Here is a 19637-nt window from a genome sequence, read left to right as displayed (position 1 = left end):
CGTGGATCGAAACGAACAAGGGATCTGTGTGCAAGCCTGACAACGCCGCCATCGACGGTCCGCGTCGGGACTGAAGTCCCTCCCACAAGGCGCACGATCTACGGCAACGGACGTTACGCGTCATCAAGCCGCATAAAAAAGGCGCAGCCTCGCGGCTGCGCCAGCGTGTCGCACGCGCCGGGAGAGAGGCGGCGCGTGCGACCCGTGACCCGGGCTCAGCCCTGGATCACTTCACCTCGAACGTCTGCGGCGTGCCCGCCGCCTGGCCGTTCACGGTGACCTCGGCCTTGTACTGGCCAGCCGGCCAGCCCTTGGGATTGGTGAACTCGAAGTTGGTGGTCTCGGCACCGCTGGTGTTGAGCGTCTCGGTGCGCTCGCCGGCGGTCTGGCCGTCCTGGAACACCAGCTTGGCGCCGACGTTGGCATTGGTCGCCGAGCCCTCGGTCTTCACCGACACGATGATCTTGTCCTTGCTGGCGAGCGTGGTCAGCGGCGCCACCGACTTGTCGGCCGCGGCAGTGTTGCCGACGGCAACTGCGGCAACGTTCACTGCATTGGCGCCAGCAGCAGCGGGCGCGGGTTGTTCTGCCGGCGCAGCCGCGGGACCCGGCATCTGCTCGGTCGGCGCGGACGACGTGGGATCGGGCGACACGGTCTGCTGCTGCTCCTGCTTCTTGCAGCCGGCCAGCGCCAACGCGCCGACCAGTGCGAGCATGAGGGGCGAAAACGAGGACATCGTGCGATTCTTCATCGGTAGAAGACTCCTGTCGGATTAACGAAGAGAGGCGGCGGCAGCGGCTCAGGCGCCAGCTGGCAACTTGAGCGTCTGGCCCGGATAGATCTTGTCGGGATCGACCAACACATCGCGGTTGGCCTCGAAGATGCGCGTCCAGGCATTGCCGTCGCCGTAATGCAGCTTGGCGATCTTGGACAGCGAATCGCCGGGCTTGACCACATACACCTGCTGCACCTGCTCGGCGGTGCTGTCGACCTTGCTCTGCACGGCGGAGAAGTCCGGCTTCTGCACGACGTCGGCGGTGGTGTCCACCTTGGCGGTGACTGCCGAAAAATCGGCGCGCTTGTCGCTGTTCATCGCATGGCTCCCTGCGTAATGGGACGCTGCCACGGTGTCACAGCATTTGTTAAAAAAGGATCGCGCGGCCGTGAACTGCGCCGCTGCGGTTCAGGCGCATCGCAAGCATTCCAACGCATCGAGACGTGTCGCTCGAAAGGTCGGCACCGTGCATGCCAGCGAGACCGCTCCTTGTGGGAGGGACTTCAGTCCCGACGCAGCACGCTCGGCCGCGTCGACGATGTCGGCGCGTCGCGGCGGATGGTGCAATCGCGGTTTCGGAGGTGCCTACTGACGCAGATCGCGCAGGAAGCTCAGCGGTTCGGCCACATCCGCGGTGGCACGCCAGGGATTGATGTCCAGGCCGCCGCGGCGGGTGTAGCGCGCCTCCACCTGCAGCGACTGCGGACGGCAGCGCGTCATCAGGTCGTGGAAGATGCGCTCGACGCATTGCTCGTGGAAGCCGGCGTGCTCGCGGAAACTGATCAGGTAGCGCAGCAGGCCTTCGCGGTCGATGCGGCTGCCGCGGTAGCGCAGGTGCAGCGAGGCCCAGTCCGGCTGGCCGGTGACCGGGCAGTTGGACTTGAGCAATTCACTGGTCAGGGTCTCTTCGACCACCTCGCCGTCGGCGGCGGACAGAAAGTCCGGACGCGGCGGACCGTAGCAGTCGATGGCGATGTCCAGCGCGTCCAGCGACTCGCCCTCGCCCAGCGTGTCCATCGGCGGCAAGCCGAACTCCATCGCCACGTCGGCGCCGGCGCGCGCCGACAGGTCGGTGACGATGCAGCTGCGCAGGGCTTCGGCGCTGTTGAAGCGCATCGCGTTGAGCGAGTTGAGATAGAGCTTGAGCGACTTGGATTCGATCAGGTTCGGCGAAGCACACGGCACCTGCAGGGTCGCGGTGGCGACGCAGGGCTTGCCTTGCGCATCGAGCCAGCTCAGTTCATAGGCATGCCAGCGGTCAACGCCGAAGAACGGCAGCGCCGCGGGGTCGAGACCGATCTCGGTGCGCGCCGCGGCGCGCGGGATGGGAAACAGCAGCGCGGGGTCGTACTGCGACGGGTAGGCGACCTCGCGGCCGAGGCTGGAATCCTGGGGGGTGTTCATGCGGTGCAGTGTAGCGGGCGGGTTCTGGCTGGCAGGTGTATGGGGCGGGGATTTGGGATTTGGGATTCGGGATTGGTCAAAGCAAAATCTGGCTCACTTGGATCGCGTGCTTGCGTCGATGCGAGGCGTTGCACGTCGCGACCGAGGTCGCTCCCACAGTGGGCGATCGAGCGCCGCATGGCGTAGGAGCGGCTTCAGCCGCGACCGCCTTCCCGGTAATGCCCGTCGCGGCTGAAGCCGCTCCTTGTATCTGGACATGAGGCCCCCGCGGCGTTATGTCTTCCGACTGATCATCGGAGCAGTGCGGGAAGCCCAGTCGCTCCTAAAGCCACGAGCTTGCATTGTAGATTGGCTCCCGCATTGCGCATGCTGGCCCATCGGTGTCCGTACGGTATCCAGAGTCCGCCGCTGGCGTGAACTCGCATCCACAAGGCAGGACCGGGCGCAGCGGTGATCGTGTTCACCCTACGATGGAGGAATTCCCCATGTCCCCAGTCGTCGGTATCGACGTCGCCAAACACAGTTTCGATCTGGCCATCGATCTGGCCAACGGCAAGTACCGCACCAAAGCCAAGCTTGCGAACGATCCCACGGGGTTCCAGACCCTACGCACGTGGCTGCAGACCCACGCGCAGGCGGACAGCTGGATCGTGATGGAAGCCACCGGCACCTACCACGAGGCGCTGGCCGAGTTCGTGCACGCCTTGGGCTACCGGGTGTGTGTCCTCAACCCGGCGCAGACGGCGCTGTATGCGCGCAGCCAGCTGACTCGGGTCAAGACCGACCGGAGCGACGCCAAGCTGATCGCCAGCTATGGCCTGCGCCATGCGTCGCAATTGCGGCCGTGGCAGCCCGATCCGCCGGCCCTCAAGCATCTCAAGGCGCTGGTGCGCCGCCGGGACGACCTGCTGCAGATGCTGCAGATGGAGCGCAATCGCCTGGATGTCGCCGCGCCGGTGGTGCGCGACTCGCTGCTGGAGATCATCAGCCAGCTCCAGGCGAGCATCGCCCAGATCGAACGGGCCATTGACGACCAAATCGACCAGGATCCGACCCTGCGCGGGCAGCGCGAGCTGCTGGTCAGCATCGACGGGATTGCCCACAGGAGCGCAGCGTTGTTGCTGGCGGAGCTTGGCAACGTGGAGCGCTTCTCTCACGCCTCGGCGGTGACTGCCTTTGCCGGGTTGAATCCACGGCTGCAGGAGTCGGGTAAGCGCCAGGGCCAGGTCTGCATCTCCCGCACCGGCTCCCCACGCCTGCGCGCCGGCCTGTTCCTGCCGGCCTTGGTCGCCATGACCCACAACCCGGTCGTGCGCGCGCTCAAACAACGCCTGCGCGAACGCGGCAAGGCCAACAAGCAGATCATCTGCGCCGCCATGCGCAAGCTGCTGCATATCGCCTACGGCGTGCTCAAATCCCGCACGCCCTTCCTCCCTCAAAAGGCCCTTGCCTGTTAGAGGGGAAGACGGTATCTACGGACGTCGATCGGGCCGGACCTATGACGATTCCGCCCGCGCCGCCGCACCCACGCTCTTGCCAATCCCCAATCCCGAATCCCCAATCACTGCTTCAAGTAATCCAACGTCACCTCCAGCATCGCGCGCAGGCCGACGTCCAGGGCGGTTTCGTCGAGCAGGAACTGCGGCGAGTGGTTGCTGGGCGCGGTCGCCGGGTCGATGCCGGGGCCGGTGGCGCCGACGAAGAAGAACATCGAGGGCACCTGCTGCGCGTAGAACGAGAAATCCTCCGCACCCATCTGCAGGGGCGGTTCGTAGACGTTGCCGGCGCCGACCACCGCCTGCAGGCTGGGCAGCATGCGCGCGGTCAGCGCCGGGTCGTTGACCGTGGCCGGGTTGCCGTCCTGGTCGGGCACGTGCGCCTCGGCCTTGGCGCCGTGCGCGGCAGCGGTGTGCTCGGCCACGGTCTTGAGGTCGGCGAAGATCTGCTGGCGCATGCCCTCGTCGAAGGTGCGGATGGTGCCGACCATCTCCACGTCGTCGGGAATGATGTTGTAGCGGATGCCGCCCTTGATCGCGCCGAAGCTGAGCACCGCCGGCTGCTTGGACAGGTTGGCGCGGCGGCTGATCACGCTCTGCGCGGTGCCGATCAGGTCGGCGCTGGCGACGATCGGGTCGATGCCGTTCCACGGCGCCGAGCCGTGGGTCTGGCGGCCGATCACCTTGATGCTGAAGCGGTCCGAGGCGGCCATCAGCGGCCCGCCGCGCACCGCGATCTTGCCGGCCTGGACGCTGGAGAACACGTGCAGGCCGAACATCGCCTGCGGCTTGAAGTCGCGGAACAGGCCTTCCTTGAGCATCAGCGAGGCGCCGCCCTCTTCGTTGCCCGGCGCACCCTCCTCCGACGGCTGGAACACCAGCATGACCTCGCCCGGCAACTGCGCGCGCATCGCCACCAGCGCCTCGGCCACGCCGAGCAGGATCGCGGTGTGCGCATCGTGACCGCAGGCGTGCATCACCCCGACGGTCTCGCCGCGGTACTGCCCGGTGGCCTTGGAGGCGAACGGCAGGCCGGTCTGCTCGGTCACCGGCAGCGCGTCCATGTCCGCGCGCAGGGCGATCTTCGGCCCGGGCAGCGCGCCTTTGACAATGGCCACCACGCCATGATGGGCGATGCCGGTCTGCGGCTTCAGGCCCAGCGCGCGCAGCCGCTCGGCGACCTTGGCGGCGGTGCGCTCCTCGCGGTTGGACAGCTCCGGGTGCTGGTGGAAGTCGCGCCGCCACTCCACCACCTTGGCCTGCAGCCTGGCCGCCGCGGCCGTCACTTCCGGGCGCTCGGCGCTCTGCGCCCAGGCCAGGGCGGGGACGGCGAACAGCAGGGCGGACAGCAGGCGGGACAGGCGCGGCATGGCAGGGCTCCAGATCGGGACGCAACGGGCGTTCAGTCACTGTAGTGCATCGGCGACCGGCAGAGGGCGGCCACGGATCCCGCTGCGGAGAAAAAACCCTTGCGAATCCGTGTCAACCGATGCGCCGCCGGTGCGTTGCGAGAACGGACGACCGGCCCTGCCCGCCCGCGGGGTCTGTCCCTTCAGTCATGGTCCAATCGCAACGCGCCGGCGATATGCTTTCGCGACCGTTTGCACCAGCCACTGCGGGAGGGTCCCCCACCCCGCCTCGCCACAGGAGTTTCCCCGGATGTCGCGTTTCTGGAAGATTGCGCTGCTGATCCTCGCAGCGGTGGCCGTGGTGCTGGTGGGCATGCGTTTCATGCGCGGCGGGCATCACAAGGGTGGCGGCAGCGACGGCACGGGCGAAGACGGCGACAACACGCCGGTGCCGGTGACGGTGGTCGCCGCAAGCAGCCAGACGGTGCCGATCTATGCCACCGCCACCGGCACGGTGACCGCGCTGAGCACCGTCACCGTCAGCCCGCAGGTCGGCGGTCAGCTGATGAGCCTGAACTTCCGCGAGGGCCAGGAAGTGAAGAAGGGCGAGCTGCTGGCGCAGATCGACCCGCGTTCGCTGCAGGCCAGCTACGACCAGGCCGCGGCGAGCAAGCGCCAGAACCAGGCGCTGCTGGCCACCGCGCGCTCCACCTTCCAGCGCTCCGACTCGCCGGCCTACCGCCAGTACGTGGCCAAGACCGACCTGGACACCCAGCGCAACCAGGTGGCGCAGTACGAAGCGGCCGTCGCCGCCAACGACGCGCAGATGCGCGCGGCGCAGGTGCAGTTGCAGTACACCCGCATCCTCGCCCCCAGCGACGGCATCGCCGGCATCCGCGGGGTGGACGTGGGCAACATCGTCAGCACCAGCAGCACCATCGTCACCATCACCCAGGTGCACCCGATCTACGTGACCTTCAACCTGCCCGAGATCCAGTTGCAGGACGTGCGCCAGGCGCAGGCGGCCGCGCCGCTGCCGGTGACTGCGCTGGACCGCACCGATGCGCACCCCATCGCCAGCGACGGCCAGGTCGACGTGATCGACAACCAGATCAGCGCCGACACCGGCACCTTCAAGGTCCGCGCGGTGTTCCCGAACAACGACCGCGCGCTGTGGCCGGGCCAGTTCGTCAACGTACGCCTGACCCTGCGCACCGTGCCCGACGGGGTGGTGGTGCCGACCCAGGCGGTGCAGCGCGGTCCCAACGGCGACTACGTGTACGTGGTGCAGGCCGACAACACGGTCAAGATGCAGACGGTGAAGCAGGGCGCGGAAGTGGGCGACAGCCATGTGCAGCTGACCGAGGGCCTGAAGGCCGGCGAGCGGGTGGTCACCGAAGGCCAGTTCCGGCTCAAGCCCGGCACCAAGGTGAACGCGCTGAAGCCGGGCGAGGCGCCGCCGGAGCCGACCGAGGCCGAGCTGAAGGCCGCCGAGGGCAAGCAGCAGCGCGGCGGCGGCGGACGCCGCGGCGGTGGCGGCGGGCCACGCTGAGCGTGCCGCGCGGTCCGAGCGCCTCACATCTGGCATCGCGGCGCGTTTGGATGGCCGGCGGAGAAGCTTCTCTCCGCCGCCCACCCTCCAGAGGAACCACACCATGACCAACGTCGTCATCGCCTCCAACGATCCGCTCGCGCAAAACCTGCAGGCCTTCCTGATCAATCGGCAGGGCTTCGTCGCCGGCCCGCCGCTGGATCCGCTGGGCAACGGCAACCAACTGTGGATCGTCGCCCACGACAGCGAACTGGGCGACGGCAGCGCGTTCCTGAGCAATCTGCTGCAGAACACGGACTTCCCGATGGAGGTCGCCTTCGAGGTGGTGCTGATCGTGTGCAGCGCCGCCAGCCTGGACTTCGGCAGCGAGCTGCTGACGCCGGCCGAGCGCATCGCCAATACGCTCGGCCGCAACGTCATCGCCTCCAGCACCGACGTCTACGGCCAATGGGGGCCGAACGGGTTCGTGTTCCAGGGCAATTTCGTCACGGTGACACCGAACACCGACCTCACCAGTCTGTTCGACCAGTTGACGCTCGACTGACGTAACGCTTTCTCCCGGGTTCCGGCAGCGTCCGGACCCGGGATCTCACCAGCAAGGATCTCCCCGTGGGCTTTTCGACGATCTTCATCCGCCGCCCGATCGCCACCACCTTGCTGATGGCAGGCGTGCTGCTGCTCGGCATCCTCGGCTACCGGCAGCTGCCAGTGTCGGCGCTGCCGGAAATCGACGCGCCCAGCCTGGTGGTGACCACGCAATATCCCGGCGCCAACGCCAGCACCATGGCCTCGCTGGTGACCACGCCGCTGGAGCGCCAGCTCGGGCAGATCTCCGGGCTGCAGATGATGACCTCCGACTCGTCGGCGGGCCTGTCCACGATCGTGCTGCAGTTCGCGATGGACCGCGACATCGACATCGCCGCGCAGGACGTGCAGGCGGCGATCCGCCAAGCCACCCTGCCCTCGTCGCTGCCCTACCAGCCGGTCTACAACCGGGTGAACCCGGCCGATGCGGCGATCCTCACCCTCAAGCTCAGCTCCGACACGCTGCCGCTGCGCGAGGTCAACAACTACGCCGACTCGATCCTGGCCCAGCGCCTGTCGCAGGTGCCGGGCGTGGGCCTGGTGTCGATCGCCGGCAACGTGCGCCCGGCGGTGCGCATCCAGGTCAATCCGGCGCAGCTGTCGAACATGGGCCTGACCCTGGAGGCGCTGCGCAGCGCGCTGACCCAGACCAACGTCAACGCGCCGAAGGGCTCGCTCAACGGCAAGACCCAGTCCTACAGCATCGGCACCAACGACCAGCTGTCCAGCGCCGCCGAGTACCGCGACACCGTCATCAGCTACAAGAACGGTGCGCCGGTGCGGCTGTCGGACGTGGCCAAGGTGGTGGACGGGGTGGAGAACGACCAGCTCGCCGCCTGGGCCGACGGCAAGCCGGCGGTGCTGCTGGAAGTGCGCCGCCAGCCCGGCGCCAACATCGTGCAGACGGTGGAGCAGATCCGCGCGATCCTGCCGCAGTTGCAGGGCGTGCTGCCGACCGGCGTGCACCTGGACGTGTTCTCCGACCGCACCGAGACCATTCGCGCCTCGGTGCACGAGGTCAAGTTCACCCTGATCCTGACCATCGGCCTGGTGGTGGCGGTGATCTTCGTGTTCCTGCGCCGGCTGTGGGCCACGGTGATTCCGTCGGTGGCGGTGCCGCTGTCGCTGGCCGGCACCTTCGCGGTGATGGCCTTCGCCGGCATGTCGCTGGACAACCTGTCGCTGATGGCGCTGGTGGTGGCCACGGGCTTCGTGGTCGACGATGCGATCGTGATGATCGAGAACATCGTGCGCTACATCGAACAGGGCAAGAGCGGCCGCGAGGCCGCGGAGATCGGCGCGCGCCAGATCGGCTTCACCGTGCTGTCGCTGACCGTGTCGCTGGTGGCGGTGTTCCTGCCGCTGATCCTGATGCCCGGCGTCACCGGCCGCCTGTTCCACGAGTTCGCCTGGGTGTTGAGCATCGCGGTGGTGATCTCGATGCTGGTGTCGCTGACGCTCACGCCGATGATGTGCGCCTACCTGCTCAAGCCCGACGCCCTGCCCGAGGGCGAGGACGCGCACGAACGCACCGCGGCGGCCGGCAAGACCACGCTGTGGTCGCGCACCGTCGGCGTGTACGAGCGCAGCCTGGACTGGGTGCTGGGCCACCAGAAGCTGACCCTGCTGGTGGCGCTGGCGACGATGGTGCTGACCGTGCTGCTGTACGTGGTGATCCCCAAGGGCCTGCTGCCCGAGCAGGACACCGGGCTGATCACCGGCGTGGTCCAGGCCGACCAGAACGTGGCATTCCCGCAGATGGAGCAGCGTACCCAGGCGGTGGCCGAGGCGCTGCGGCGCGACCCGGCGGTGACCGGCGTGGCCGCCTTCATCGGCGCCGGCTCGATGAACCCCACCCTCAACCAGGGCCAGCTCAGCATCGTGCTGAAGCCGCGCAGCGACCGCGACAGCCTGGAAGACCTGCTGCCGCGGCTGCAGAAGGCGGTGGCCGGGCTGCCCGGCGTCGCCCTGTACCTGAAGCCGGTGCAGGACGTGACCCTGGACACCCGCGTGGCCGCCACCGAGTACCAGTACTCGCTCTCGGACGTGGACAGCGCCGAACTGGCGACCCAGGCCACGCGCCTGACCGAGGCGCTGCGCAAGCGCCCGGAACTGGCCGACGTGGACAACAATCTGGCCAACCAGGGCCGCGCGCTGGAACTGCATGTGGACCGCGAAAAGGCCAGCACCCTCGGCGTGCCGATGCAGACCATCGACGACACGCTGTACGACGCCTTCGGCCAGCGCCAGATCTCCACCATCTTCACCCAGCTCAACCAGTACCGCGTGGTGCTGGAAGTGGCGCCGGAGTTCCGCACCAGCACCGCGCTGCTGAACCAGTTGGCGGTGGCCAGCAACGGCAGCGGCGCGCTGACCGCCAGCAACGCCACCAGCTTCGGCCAGACCACCTCCAGCAACTCTTCCACCGCCACCGGCATCGGCGCGCAGAACACCGGTATCACCGTCGGCAGCGGCGGCACCGTGCCGCTGGCGGCGGTGGCCGAGGCCAAGCAGTCGACCACGCCGCTGGTGGTCAGCCACCAGCAGCAGCTGCCGGCGGTGACCGTGTCGTTCAACCTGGCGCAGGGCTACTCGCTGTCGCAGGCAGTGGCGGCGATCGAGGAAACCCGTGCGCAGCTGCAGCTGCCGCCGCAGCTGCATGCCGAGTTCATCGGCAAGGCCGCCGAGTTCACCGGCAGCCAGACCGACGTGGTGTGGTTGCTGCTGGCCTCGGTGGTGCTGATCTACATCGTGCTGGGCGTGCTCTACGAGAGCTACATCCACCCGCTGACGATCATTTCCACGCTGCCGCCGGCCGGCGTCGGCGCGCTGCTGGCGCTGATGCTGTGCGGACTGAGCCTGTCGGTGGACGGCATCGTCGGCATCGTGCTGCTGATCGGCATCGTCAAGAAGAACGCGATCATGATGATCGACTTCGCGATCGACGCACGCCGCGAGGGCGCCAACGCCCACGACGCGATCCGCCGCGCCTGCCTGCTGCGCTTCCGCCCGATCATGATGACCACCGCCGCGGCGATGCTCGGCGCGCTGCCGCTGGCCCTGGGCGACGGCATCGGCTCGGAACTGCGCCGCCCGCTCGGCATCTCCATCGTCGGCGGCCTGCTGCTGTCGCAGTTGGTCACCCTGTACACCACCCCGGTGATCTACCTGTACATGGAACGCGCCTCCGAACGCGCACGCGCCTGGCGTGAGCGCCGCGCCGCGCGGCACGCGACGGCGGCGGAGGGGCGGGCGTGAGGGGCCGGGAATCGGGAATCGGGAGTCGGGAATCGGAAAGCGCCGAGTCCGCGCGCTGCCGACTCGTTCGCTCCATGCCGGATCCTCGAAAGACTGACACCGGGCGCGCACTGCGATTCCCGATTCTCCATTCCCGATTCCCGGCCCCATGAACATCTCCGCGCCCTTCATCCGCCGTCCCATCGGCACTGCGCTGCTGGCCATCGGCCTGTTCGTGATCGGCATGATGTGCTACCTGCGCCTGGGCGTGGCGGCGCTGCCGAACATCTCGATCCCGGTGATCTTCGTGCAGGCCAGCCAGGCCGGCGCCGACGCCTCGACCATGGCCGCCACGGTCACCGCGCCGCTGGAGCGGCACCTGGGCCAGGTGCCGGGCATCGACACCATGCGCTCCTCCAGCTCGGAGGGGAACAGCCAGGTGTTCATGGTGTTCCAGAGCAGCCGCAACATCGATTCGGCCGCGCAGGACGTGCAGACCGCGATCAACGCCGCGCAAGCCGACCTGCCCTCCGGCCTGGCCACGCCGCGCTACCAGAAGGCCAATCCCAACGACGACCCGGTCATCGCCATCGCCCTGACCTCGGACACGCAGTCGGCCGACGAGCTGTACAACGTCGCCGATTCGCTGCTGGCGCAGCGCCTGCGCCAGATCACCGGCGTGGCCTCGGTCGACATCGGCGGCGCCTCCACCCCGGCGGTGCGGGTGGACGTGAACCTGCGCGCGCTCAATGCCATGGGCCTGACGCCGGACGACCTGCGCAACGCGGTGCGCGCGGCCAACGTCACCTCGCCCACCGGCTTCCTCAGCGACGGCGCCACCACCACGGCCATCGTCGCCAACGATGCGGTGGCCAAGGCCGCCGACTTCGGCCAGGTGGTGATCAGCCAGCAACAGGGCCGCGCGGTGCGCCTGCGCGACATCGCCAACGTCTACGACGGCCAGCAGGACGCCTACCAGGCGGCCTGGTTCGGCGGCAAGCCGGCGGTGGTGATGTACGTGTTCACCCGCGCCGGCGCCAACATCGTGGAGACGGTGGACCGGGTCAAGGCCGAGATCCCGATGCTGCGCACCTACCTGCAGCCGGGCACGAAGATGACGGCGTACTTCGACCGTACCCCGACCATCCGCGCCTCGCTCAACGAGGTGCAGGCCACGCTGATGATCAGCCTGGCGATGGTGGTGCTGACCATGGCGCTGTTCCTGCGCCGGCTGGCGCCCACGCTGATCGCCGCGGCCACCGTGCCGCTGTCGCTGGCCGGCGCAGCGCTGGCGATGTATGTCATGGGCTTCACCCTCAACAACCTGAGCCTGCTGGCGCTGGTGATCGCGATCGGCTTCGTCGTCGACGATGCGATCGTGGTCATCGAGAACATCATGCGCCACCTCGACGAGGGCATGTCGCGGCTGGACGCGGCGCTGGCCGGCGCGCGCGAGATCGGCTTCACCATCGTCTCGATCACCGCCTCGCTGGTGGCGGTATTCATTCCGATCCTGTTCGCCAGCGGCATGATCGGGGTGTTCTTCCGCGAGTTCACCGTCACCCTGGTGGCGGCGATCTGCGTCTCGGCGGTGGTCTCGCTCACGCTCACCCCGGCGCTGTGCAGCCGCTTCCTGTCCGCGCACGCCGAGCCGGAAAAACCCGGCCGCTTCGGCGCCTGGCTGGAGCGCATGCACGCACGCATGCTGCGCGTGTACACCGTGGCCCTGGACTTCTCGCTGCGCCACGCGCTGCTGCTGGCGCTGACCCCGCTGCTGCTGATCGCGGCCACGGTGTTCCTGGCCGGCGCGGTCCAGAAGGGCTCGTTCCCGGCGCAGGACACCGGCCTGATCTGGGGCCGCGCCACCTCCAGCGCCACCGTGTCCTTCGCCGACATGGTCACCCGCCAGCGCCGCATCACCGACATGCTGATGTCCGATCCGGCGGTGAAGATCGTCGGCGCGCGCCTGGGTAGCAGCCGCCAGGGTTCCAGCGCCAGCTTCAACATCGAGCTCAAGCGCCGCGACGAAGGCCGCACCGACACCACCGCACAGGTGCTGGCGCGGCTCAGCGCCAAGGCCGACCGCTACCCCGACCTGCAGCTGCGCCTGCGCGCGATCCAGGACCTGCCCAGCGACGGCGGCGGCGGCACCAGCCAGGGCGCGCAGTACCGCGTCTCGCTGCAGGGCAACGACAACGCGCAGCTGCAGGAGTGGCTGCCCAAGCTGCAGGCCGCACTGAAGCAGAACCCCAAGCTGCGCGACGTGGGTACCGACGTGGACAACGCCGGCCTGCGCCAGAACATCGTCATCGACCGCGCCCTGGCCGCGCGCCTGGGCGTATCGGTCGGCGCCATCGACGGCGCGCTGTACGGCGCGTTCGGCCAGCGCCAGATCTCCACCATCTACTCCGATCTCAACCAGTACAGCGTGGTGGTCAACGCGCTGCCGGACCAGACCGCCACGCCGGCGGCACTGGACCGCATCTACGTGCCCACGCGCAGCGGCACGATGATCCCGCTGACCGCGGTGGCGCGCCAGGTCCCGGGCCTGGCGCCGTCGCAGATCACGCACATGAACCAGTACACGACCATGGACCTGAGCTACAACCTGGCGCCGGGCGTGAGCACCGGCGAAGGCGATGCGATCATCGCCGCCACGGTGGCCGGGCTGCGCATGCCCGGCGACATCCGCATCGCCGACGGCGGCGGCTTCGGCGTGCAGCTGCAGCCGAACTCGATGCTGGTGTTGGTGCTGGCCGCGATCGTGGTGGTCTACATCGTGCTGGGCATGCTCTACGAGAGCCTGGTGCACCCGGTGACCATCCTCTCCACCCTGCCCGCCGCCGGCATGGGCGCGCTGCTGGCGCTGTGGGTCACCGGCACCGAACTGTCGGTGATCTCGATGATCGCGCTGGTGCTGCTGATCGGCATCGTCAAGAAGAACGCGATCATGATGATCGACTTCGCCCTGGTCGCCGAGCGCGAACATGGCAAGACCCCGCTGGAGGCCGCGCGCGAGGCCTGCATCGTGCGCTTCCGCCCGATCATGATGACCACGATGGTGGCGATCCTGGCCGCGGTGCCGCTGGCGGTGGGCCTGGGCGAAGGCTCGGAGCTGCGCCGCCCGCTCGGCATCGCGATGATCGGCGGCCTGCTGATCTCGCAGAGCCTGACCCTGCTCAGCACCCCGGCGCTGTACGTGATCTTCTCCTGCCTGCGCGAACGCTGGTACGCCCGTCGCGCGCGGCGGCGCGAGCGGCGCCAGCTTGTGGCCGGGATTCGGAATTAGGGATTGGGAGATGCGCCGGGATTGGAGAGTCGGGATTGGGGATTCGTAAAAGCGGCAGGCAGGCAGCGTGATAGCTGGTGTAAGCCCATGTCTTTCAGGCGCTCGCTAAAGCTGCTTTTGCGAATCCCCAATCCCTAATCCCCATTCCCGGCCCTTCAGCCGCAACCCTCCACGTAATCCACCTGCGGCGGCAGGCCCACACGCCAGGCGACGACCTTGCCGGCTGCGTCGGTCTCGAACACCAGCACGCCGGGCTGGCCGGGCTCGCCGCGCACGCGCAGCAGCTTGGCGCCCTCCACGTACTTGTGCGGCTGCTCCTCCAGGCGACCGGCGTACAGCGCGCGCAGCTGCGCCAGGTCCATGCCGACCTTGCCGCCGCCCGGTGCGGTTTCCTTGGCGGTGCGCACGTCGTAGCGCACCAGTGTGTCGCCTTCGATCATCAGGCCGAACTGTTGGTTGCCCTTGGCCCAGCGCGGACGCAGCACGTAGCAGCTGCTGCCGGCACTGGGCTGGCCGTCGAGTTCGCCGCCCCAGGCCGCGCGCGCCTGCGCCGCGGGCATGCCCAGGCGCAGGTCGCCGTAGCCGTCGATGCGCGCCAGTTGCCGGTCGCCCGCGGCCAGCTCCGGCGGCAACGCCGAGGCCGGCGCCTGTGCCGGCGGCACGTCGCCGTCGGGCTGGTCGATGTCCGGCGGCGGCAAGGCGCCGTCGTCGGCTGCGGCGGGTGTCGGAGCCGGAGCCGGCGCGGACGGTGCAGGAGGCGCGGCCGGCGACGCGGGTGGTTGCCGGTCGCAGGCGGCGAGTGCGAGCAGCAACACCGCCACGCCTGGTTGAATCGGCTTCATCGCACTTCCTCGCTGGACCAGCGCATAGGCTAGCGTGCATGCCCTCGCCCTGCACGGCAGCGGCGAAACACTGCCAGGCACGCGGCCGAGCACCCGCGTCCCGAACCGGCGTTAGAGCACACCGACGGCAAGCCGGCCGCCGGCACCGACACGCCAGCGCATCGCCCCTGTCATCGGCATTTCACCGCTGCGCGCCAAGCTGCGCGCCTACCGACCCCGCCGCCATGCATCCGCGCAAGACCGCCCTCGCCCTTGCGGCACTGCAATCGCACGATGCGCCGCTGGACATGCGCCAGCGACGCGTGCTGATCCTCGCCGACGGCCAGCGCAGCCTAGAGGAACTGGCCACGCTGGGCGGCCGCGGGGCCGATGCGATCGTGCAGGGGCTGCTGCAGCAGGGTTATCTGGACGACGGCCGCAGCAGCGCCGCCGCACCGATGGCGACAAGCGCCCCTCCACCACCGGCCGACCCGCGCCGCGCCCTGCTCAATGCGCGCATGTATCTGCTGGACCTGCTGCAATTGCAGCGCCATCCGGCCTCGCCGGCGCTGCAGCAGCAGTTGCGTGCAGCGCGCGAGGAACACGACACCCTGCGCGCGATCGGGCTGGCGCTGCGCACGATGCCGGAGATGACCTCCGAGCGCTACGCGCAACGCATCCGCGAGCGCGTGCTGGAGATCCTGCCGGCATCGCTGCACGGCGCGCTGGCGACCGCGGCGGAGGCCGCCTGAGCGTCGCGATGACGTCCGCGGCAGCGGTTGCCTCGGCGGCGGCCTGAGCAGCGCCACCGCCGGTGCGCGCTCAGGGCGCGCGGAAGTGCCGGCGCAGGCCCTGCCAGCACTGCTGGTAGTCGCGCTGGCGATGCGCGGCGTCCAGCGCCTGCGCGGTCGGGCGCAGCACCGCGCGCGTCTCGAACATGAAGGCCATGGTGTCGGCGATCACGTCCGGCCGCGACAGATCGGCCTGCGAGGCCTTGTCGAAGGTGGCCGCGTCCGGGCCGTGCCCGCTCATGCAGTTGTGCAGCGACGCGCCGCCCGGGGCGAAGCCGTCGGCCTTGGCATCGTAGACGCCGTGCACCAGACCCATGAACTCGCTGGCCACGTTGCGGTGGAACCACGGCGGCCGGAAGGTGTGCTGCGCCACCAGCCAGCGCGGCGGGAAGATCGCGAAATCCATGTTGGCGGTACCGGGCGTGTCGCTTGGCGCGGTCAGCACGGTGAAGATGCTCGGATCGGGATGGTCGAAGCTGATCGAGCCGATGGTGTTGAAGCGGCGCAGGTCGTACTTGTACGGGGCGTAGTTGCCGTGCCAGGCGACCACGTCCAGCGGCGAATGCCCGATCGGCGCGCGCCACAGATGGCCCTGGAACTTGGCGATCAGTTCGAACGCGCCCTCGTCTTCCTCGTAGGCGGCCACCGGCGTGAGGAAGTCGCGTGGGTTGGCCAGGCCGTTGGCGCCGATCGGCCCCAGGTCGGGCAGCCGCAGCAGGCCGCCGAAGTTCTCGCACACGTAGCCACGCGCGGGGCCGTCGGGCAGTTCCACGCGGAAGCGCACCCCGCGCGGTATCACTGCGATCTCCTGCGGCGCCACTTCCAGCGTGCCCAGTTCGGTGCACAGGCGCAGTTGCCCGAGCTGCGGGACCAACAGCAGTTCCGCATCGGCGTTGTAGAAGAACCGGCCCTGCATCGACGCGTTGGCCGCATACAGGTGCACCGCCACGCCATGCTGCGCCTCGGCCGAGCAGTTGCCGGCCATCGTGTACAGGCCATCGACGAAGTCCACCGGCGTCTCCGGCAGCGGGAACGGGCTCCAGCGCAACTGGTCCGGCGGCACCGGGCCGCGCTGGAAGTCGTTGTGGAACGCGCTGGCGCGGTCGTAGGCGACGAAGCCGCCGTGCATCACCGCCGGGCGGATGCGGTACAGCCAGCTGCGCCGGTTCACGCCGCGCGGCGCGGTGAACGCGGTGCCCGACAACTGCTCGGCGTACAGGCCATGGGCCACGCGCTGCGGCGAGTTCTGCCCGACCGGCAACGCGCCGGGCACCGCCTCGGTGGCGAATTCGTTGCCGAAGCCGGACATGTAGCGATGATGGTCATGCATATGCTTGAGCCTTGGGTATCAAGCCCCTCTCCCATCGGGAGAGGGGTTGGGGTGAGGGTACGGCGCCTCGGCCGCTTCGCAAATCGCCTGGACGACGGCATTTAACGAACGCAGCACGTCATTGTTCCAGAAGCGCATGACCCGCCAGCCCTGCGATTGAAGCCAACGCGTTCTTGTGACATCGCATGGTCCGGTGTGTTGCGCGCCATCGATTTCGACAATCAGCTTCGCTGACACACAGCAGAAATCAGCGATGTAGGGAGGGATCGGGTACTGCCGCCGGAACTTGAAGCCTTGCAACTGCCCGCTTCTCAGATGCCGCCACAGTGCGCGCTCGGCGTCGGTCATGGTGCGACGTAGCTGACGTGCGTGTGCCAGCGTGACTGTGGGTAAAGGCGGCTTGATCGTCATGATCTTTACCGTACCCTCACCCCAACCCCTCTCCCGGTGGGAGAGGGGCTAACGCCGCTGTCGGAAGCCTCCGCGATGCGCTGTCAGCATTCGCTCGCTGTCAGAACCTGCGGTCAAAACCCGAAGTCAGAGCACACCGCGCTTCATCTGGTCGCGCTCGATGCTCTCGAACAGCGCCTGGAAGTTGCCTTCGCCGAAGCCTTCGTTGCCCTTGCGCTGGATGATCTCGAAGAAGATCGGGCCGATGCAGTTCTGGGTGAAGATCTGCAGCAGCTTGCGCTGCTTGGTCTCCGGGTCGGCGTCGATCAGGATCTTGTTGCGCGCCAGCCGCGCCACGTCCTCGCCGTGGTTGGGAATGCGCTGGTCGATCACGTCGAAATACGTGTCCGGGGTGTCCAGGAACTCGACGCCGGCCGCGCGCATGCGCTCGACCGTTTCGTAGATGTCGTCGGTGAAGCAGGCGATGTGCTGGATGCCTTCGCCGTGGTAGGCGTCCAGGTACTCGTTGATCTGGCTCTTCGGGTCCGACGATTCGTTGAGCGGGATGCGCACCACGCCGTCCGGCGCGGTCATCGCCTTGGACACCAGCCCGGTCTTGGCGCCCTTGATGTCGAAGTAGCGGATCTCGCGGAAGTTGAACAGGCGCTCGTAGTAGTCCGACCAGCGCTGCATGTTGCCGAAGTACAGGTTGTGGGTCAGGTGGTCGATGAAGGTCAGGCCGAAGCCGGCCGGATGCTGCTCGGCGCCGGGCACCGGCTCGAATCCCTCGTACACCGACCCCTTCTCGCCGTACTTGTCGACCAGGTACAGCATGCAGTCGCCGATGCCCTTGACCACCGGCGCCGGCACTGCGCGGGTGTCGGCCTTGTCGGCGATGGCTTCGCCGCCGTTCTCCAGCACCTTGGCGAACACCTCGTCGGCCGGGTGTCGGAAGCGGATCGCGAAGCCGCAGGCGCAGGGGCCGTGCGCGGCAGCGAAATCGGCGGCGAAGGAATCCGGTTCCTCGTTGACCAGGAAATTGACCCCGCCCTGGCGGTACACGGTGATCGCGCGCTGGCGATGACGCAGCACCGCGGTGAAGCCCATGCTGCGGAAGTACGCGTGCAACTGCTCGCCCTGCCCGGCCGGCGCGGCGAATTCCACGAACTCGAAACCGTCGATGCCCATCGGGTTCTCAAAGGTGGTGACCTGCATGCCGAGGTTGGTCGGCTGCGACGGATGCTGCGCTTGTGCATTCATGACGCGTCTCCTGGAGGGGGGAGTCGCGGCGGCCGGGCCGAAATTTCGGATGCGGACGGGCGCCAGACTCGCGAGAATGGACCGTAGTATCCTCCGTTATAGTTACAAGTGAAACCACCAGCAAGGTGCAATGCAGCATGACGATCGCCACGCCCGCCCCGACGCCCGACTCGCCCTCTCTGGATCTGGAACGGTTCCTGCCGTACCGCATCAGCGTGCTGTCCAACCGCATCAGCAGCAACATCGCCCGCGTCTACGGCGAGCGCTACGGCATGGCGGTGACCGAGTGGCGGGTGATGGCGGTGCTGGCGCTGTATCCGGGCCTGTCGGCCGGCGAAGTCTCCGAGCGCACCGCGATGGACAAGGTGGCGGTGAGCCGGGCGGTGGCGCGGCAACTGGAGCGCGGGTTCATCCAGCGCGAGACCCATGGCGACGACCGCCGCCGCTCGGTGCTGCACCTGACCGCGGCCGGGGTGGAGGTGTACCAGGTGGTGGCGCCGATGGTGCTGGAGTGCGAGCGGCGCCTGCTGGCGCCCTTCAGCGAGGACGAGCAGCGGCTGCTGAACCGGCTGATCGACCGCCTGGCGGCCGAGGGCCTGCCGAGCATGACCGGGCGCTGAGGCGCCGGGGGCCTCGAAAGGCAGGCCTTAAAAACTATTGTAGGAGCGGCTTCAGCCGCGACCAGGCATTCCGAGTGCCCCGGTCGCGGCTGAAGCCGCTCCTACGAAAAAACCAGGCGTCGCCGCCGCTCAGGCCTTGGGCGGCGCCCATTCCTTGAGGAAGTCCGAGAACTTCTTGCGATCGTAGTCCTTGCCCTTCTGCAGGTCGGCGAGTATCTGCGAGTGCAGCAGCTTGCCGTCGGCGTCGAGCACCAGCAGGTGCGGGAAGTCGACGATCTTCGGGTACTGCGCCATGAACGCCTCGTTCTTATTGGCGTCGCTGACGTTGACCTTGACCCACACGAAGTTGGCGTCGCGGAAGCTGCGCAGCTCCGCATCGCCCTCGATGAAGGTGTCCAGGGTGTGGCACCAGTCGCAGGCCTCGTTGCCCACGTCGAGCAGGATGCGCTTGCCGCCGCGCTTGGCCTCGACCATGGCGGTCTCCAGGTCGTCGGCCGGGTTGCGCTGCGGATCGAACTGCGCGCCCAGCGCCTTGGCCGCGGCGATGTCGGCGGCGGCCGGGGTATTGCCCGAGGCCACCGGCTGGTTGGGATCGGCCACCGGCGGTTTCTGCACCGAGGTGTCCAGCGGCTTGGCCGGCGCCTGATCGTCGGGCGGCGGCGTCTGGCTGCAACCCGCCAGGGCCAAGATCGCCGCCAGGGCAGCGCAGATCGTCTTGTTCATCGCCATTGCTTGGTC

Annotated in this window: 16 protein-coding genes; 7 read left to right on the top strand and 9 right to left on the bottom strand. The window is 68.3% G+C overall.

Annotated elements, in window-relative coordinates; all coding sequences use genetic code 11:
- Window positions 1-226: 226 nt before the first annotated feature.
- The 3 genes from AC1PLR_RS03170 to queF form a co-directional block, all read right to left on the bottom strand.
- The gene (locus tag AC1PLR_RS03170; RefSeq protein WP_010341580.1) at window positions 227-751 is read right to left on the bottom strand and encodes a hypothetical protein; all 525 of its coding nucleotides are present in this window, start codon (window positions 749-751) and stop codon (window positions 227-229) included.
- A gap of 48 nt (window positions 752-799) precedes the next feature.
- The gene (locus AC1PLR_RS03165) at window positions 800-1093 is read right to left on the bottom strand and encodes a LysM peptidoglycan-binding domain-containing protein (RefSeq protein ID WP_209032196.1); all 294 of its coding nucleotides are present in this window, start codon (window positions 1091-1093) and stop codon (window positions 800-802) included.
- A 267-nt stretch (window positions 1094-1360) separates the two neighbouring features.
- Entirely contained in the window at window positions 1361-2179 is an 819-nt protein-coding gene (queF, locus tag AC1PLR_RS03160; RefSeq protein ID WP_481102644.1) for an NADPH-dependent 7-cyano-7-deazaguanine reductase QueF, read from the bottom strand.
- A gap of 485 nt (window positions 2180-2664) precedes the next feature.
- On the opposite strand from queF, the gene AC1PLR_RS03155 reads away from it, so the two are divergent.
- Window positions 2665-3636 carry an IS110 family RNA-guided transposase gene (locus AC1PLR_RS03155; protein WP_481101059.1) on the top strand — a complete coding sequence of 324 codons (972 nt, stop codon included), beginning with the start codon at window positions 2665-2667 and terminating at the stop codon, window positions 3634-3636.
- A gap of 104 nt (window positions 3637-3740) precedes the next feature.
- Here the strand turns inward: AC1PLR_RS03155 and AC1PLR_RS03150 are convergent, their stop codons facing one another.
- Complete coding sequence (locus AC1PLR_RS03150) at window positions 3741-5045, bottom strand: M20 family metallopeptidase (RefSeq protein WP_481102643.1); 1305 nt, start codon at window positions 5043-5045, stop codon at window positions 3741-3743.
- Between the two features lie 289 nt (window positions 5046-5334).
- Between AC1PLR_RS03150 and AC1PLR_RS03145 the strand changes: the two genes are divergently transcribed.
- From AC1PLR_RS03145 to AC1PLR_RS03130, 4 genes are all read left to right on the top strand, one after another.
- Window positions 5335-6576: an efflux RND transporter periplasmic adaptor subunit gene (locus AC1PLR_RS03145; protein WP_481102642.1), complete on the top strand. Its 1242-nt coding sequence runs from the start codon at window positions 5335-5337 to the stop codon at window positions 6574-6576.
- A gap of 103 nt (window positions 6577-6679) precedes the next feature.
- Window positions 6680-7120 (top strand): hypothetical protein, encoded by a 441-nt coding sequence (locus AC1PLR_RS03140; RefSeq protein ID WP_481102641.1) that lies wholly within the window; start codon window positions 6680-6682, stop codon window positions 7118-7120.
- Window positions 7121-7185: 65 nt separating this feature from the next.
- Window positions 7186-10419: an efflux RND transporter permease subunit gene (locus AC1PLR_RS03135; RefSeq protein ID WP_481102640.1), complete on the top strand. Its 3234-nt coding sequence runs from the start codon at window positions 7186-7188 to the stop codon at window positions 10417-10419.
- Window positions 10420-10567: 148 nt separating this feature from the next.
- The gene (locus AC1PLR_RS03130; RefSeq protein ID WP_481102639.1) at window positions 10568-13687 is read left to right on the top strand and encodes an efflux RND transporter permease subunit; all 3120 of its coding nucleotides are present in this window, start codon (window positions 10568-10570) and stop codon (window positions 13685-13687) included.
- A gap of 155 nt (window positions 13688-13842) precedes the next feature.
- Here the strand turns inward: AC1PLR_RS03130 and AC1PLR_RS03125 are convergent, their stop codons facing one another.
- A complete protein-coding gene (locus AC1PLR_RS03125) occupies window positions 13843-14529 on the bottom strand; it encodes a lectin (protein WP_481102638.1) in 687 nt (228 codons plus the stop codon).
- Window positions 14530-14753: 224 nt separating this feature from the next.
- Here AC1PLR_RS03125 and AC1PLR_RS03120 point away from each other — a divergent pair, with 224 nt between their 5' ends.
- Window positions 14754-15260 (top strand): hypothetical protein, encoded by a 507-nt coding sequence (locus AC1PLR_RS03120; protein ID WP_420008858.1) that lies wholly within the window; start codon window positions 14754-14756, stop codon window positions 15258-15260.
- A gap of 70 nt (window positions 15261-15330) precedes the next feature.
- Here AC1PLR_RS03120 and hmgA read toward each other — a convergent pair whose 3' ends face one another.
- The 3 genes from hmgA to hppD form a co-directional block, all read right to left on the bottom strand.
- Window positions 15331-16629 carry a homogentisate 1,2-dioxygenase gene (hmgA, locus tag AC1PLR_RS03115; RefSeq protein ID WP_481102637.1) on the bottom strand — a complete coding sequence of 433 codons (1299 nt, stop codon included), beginning with the start codon at window positions 16627-16629 and terminating at the stop codon, window positions 15331-15333.
- Between the two features lie 18 nt (window positions 16630-16647).
- Entirely contained in the window at window positions 16648-17040 is a 393-nt protein-coding gene (locus AC1PLR_RS03110) for an endonuclease domain-containing protein (protein ID WP_371183770.1), read from the bottom strand.
- Between the two features lie 126 nt (window positions 17041-17166).
- Complete coding sequence (hppD, locus tag AC1PLR_RS03105; protein WP_371183982.1) at window positions 17167-18234, bottom strand: 4-hydroxyphenylpyruvate dioxygenase; 1068 nt, start codon at window positions 18232-18234, stop codon at window positions 17167-17169.
- A gap of 182 nt (window positions 18235-18416) precedes the next feature.
- On the opposite strand from hppD, the gene AC1PLR_RS03100 reads away from it, so the two are divergent.
- Window positions 18417-18899 carry a MarR family winged helix-turn-helix transcriptional regulator gene (locus AC1PLR_RS03100; protein ID WP_010341302.1) on the top strand — a complete coding sequence of 161 codons (483 nt, stop codon included), beginning with the start codon at window positions 18417-18419 and terminating at the stop codon, window positions 18897-18899.
- Between the two features lie 129 nt (window positions 18900-19028).
- Here AC1PLR_RS03100 and AC1PLR_RS03095 read toward each other — a convergent pair whose 3' ends face one another.
- Window positions 19029-19628, bottom strand: coding sequence for a thioredoxin family protein (locus tag AC1PLR_RS03095; protein WP_019800686.1), 600 nt, complete (start codon window positions 19626-19628; stop codon window positions 19029-19031).
- Window positions 19629-19637: the final 9 nt, after the last annotated feature.

This window comes from Xanthomonas sp. NCPPB 3570 (assembly GCF_056725115.1).
Note: the sequence above shows the minus strand (reverse complement) of the source record. Positions and strands in the feature narration are given on the sequence as shown.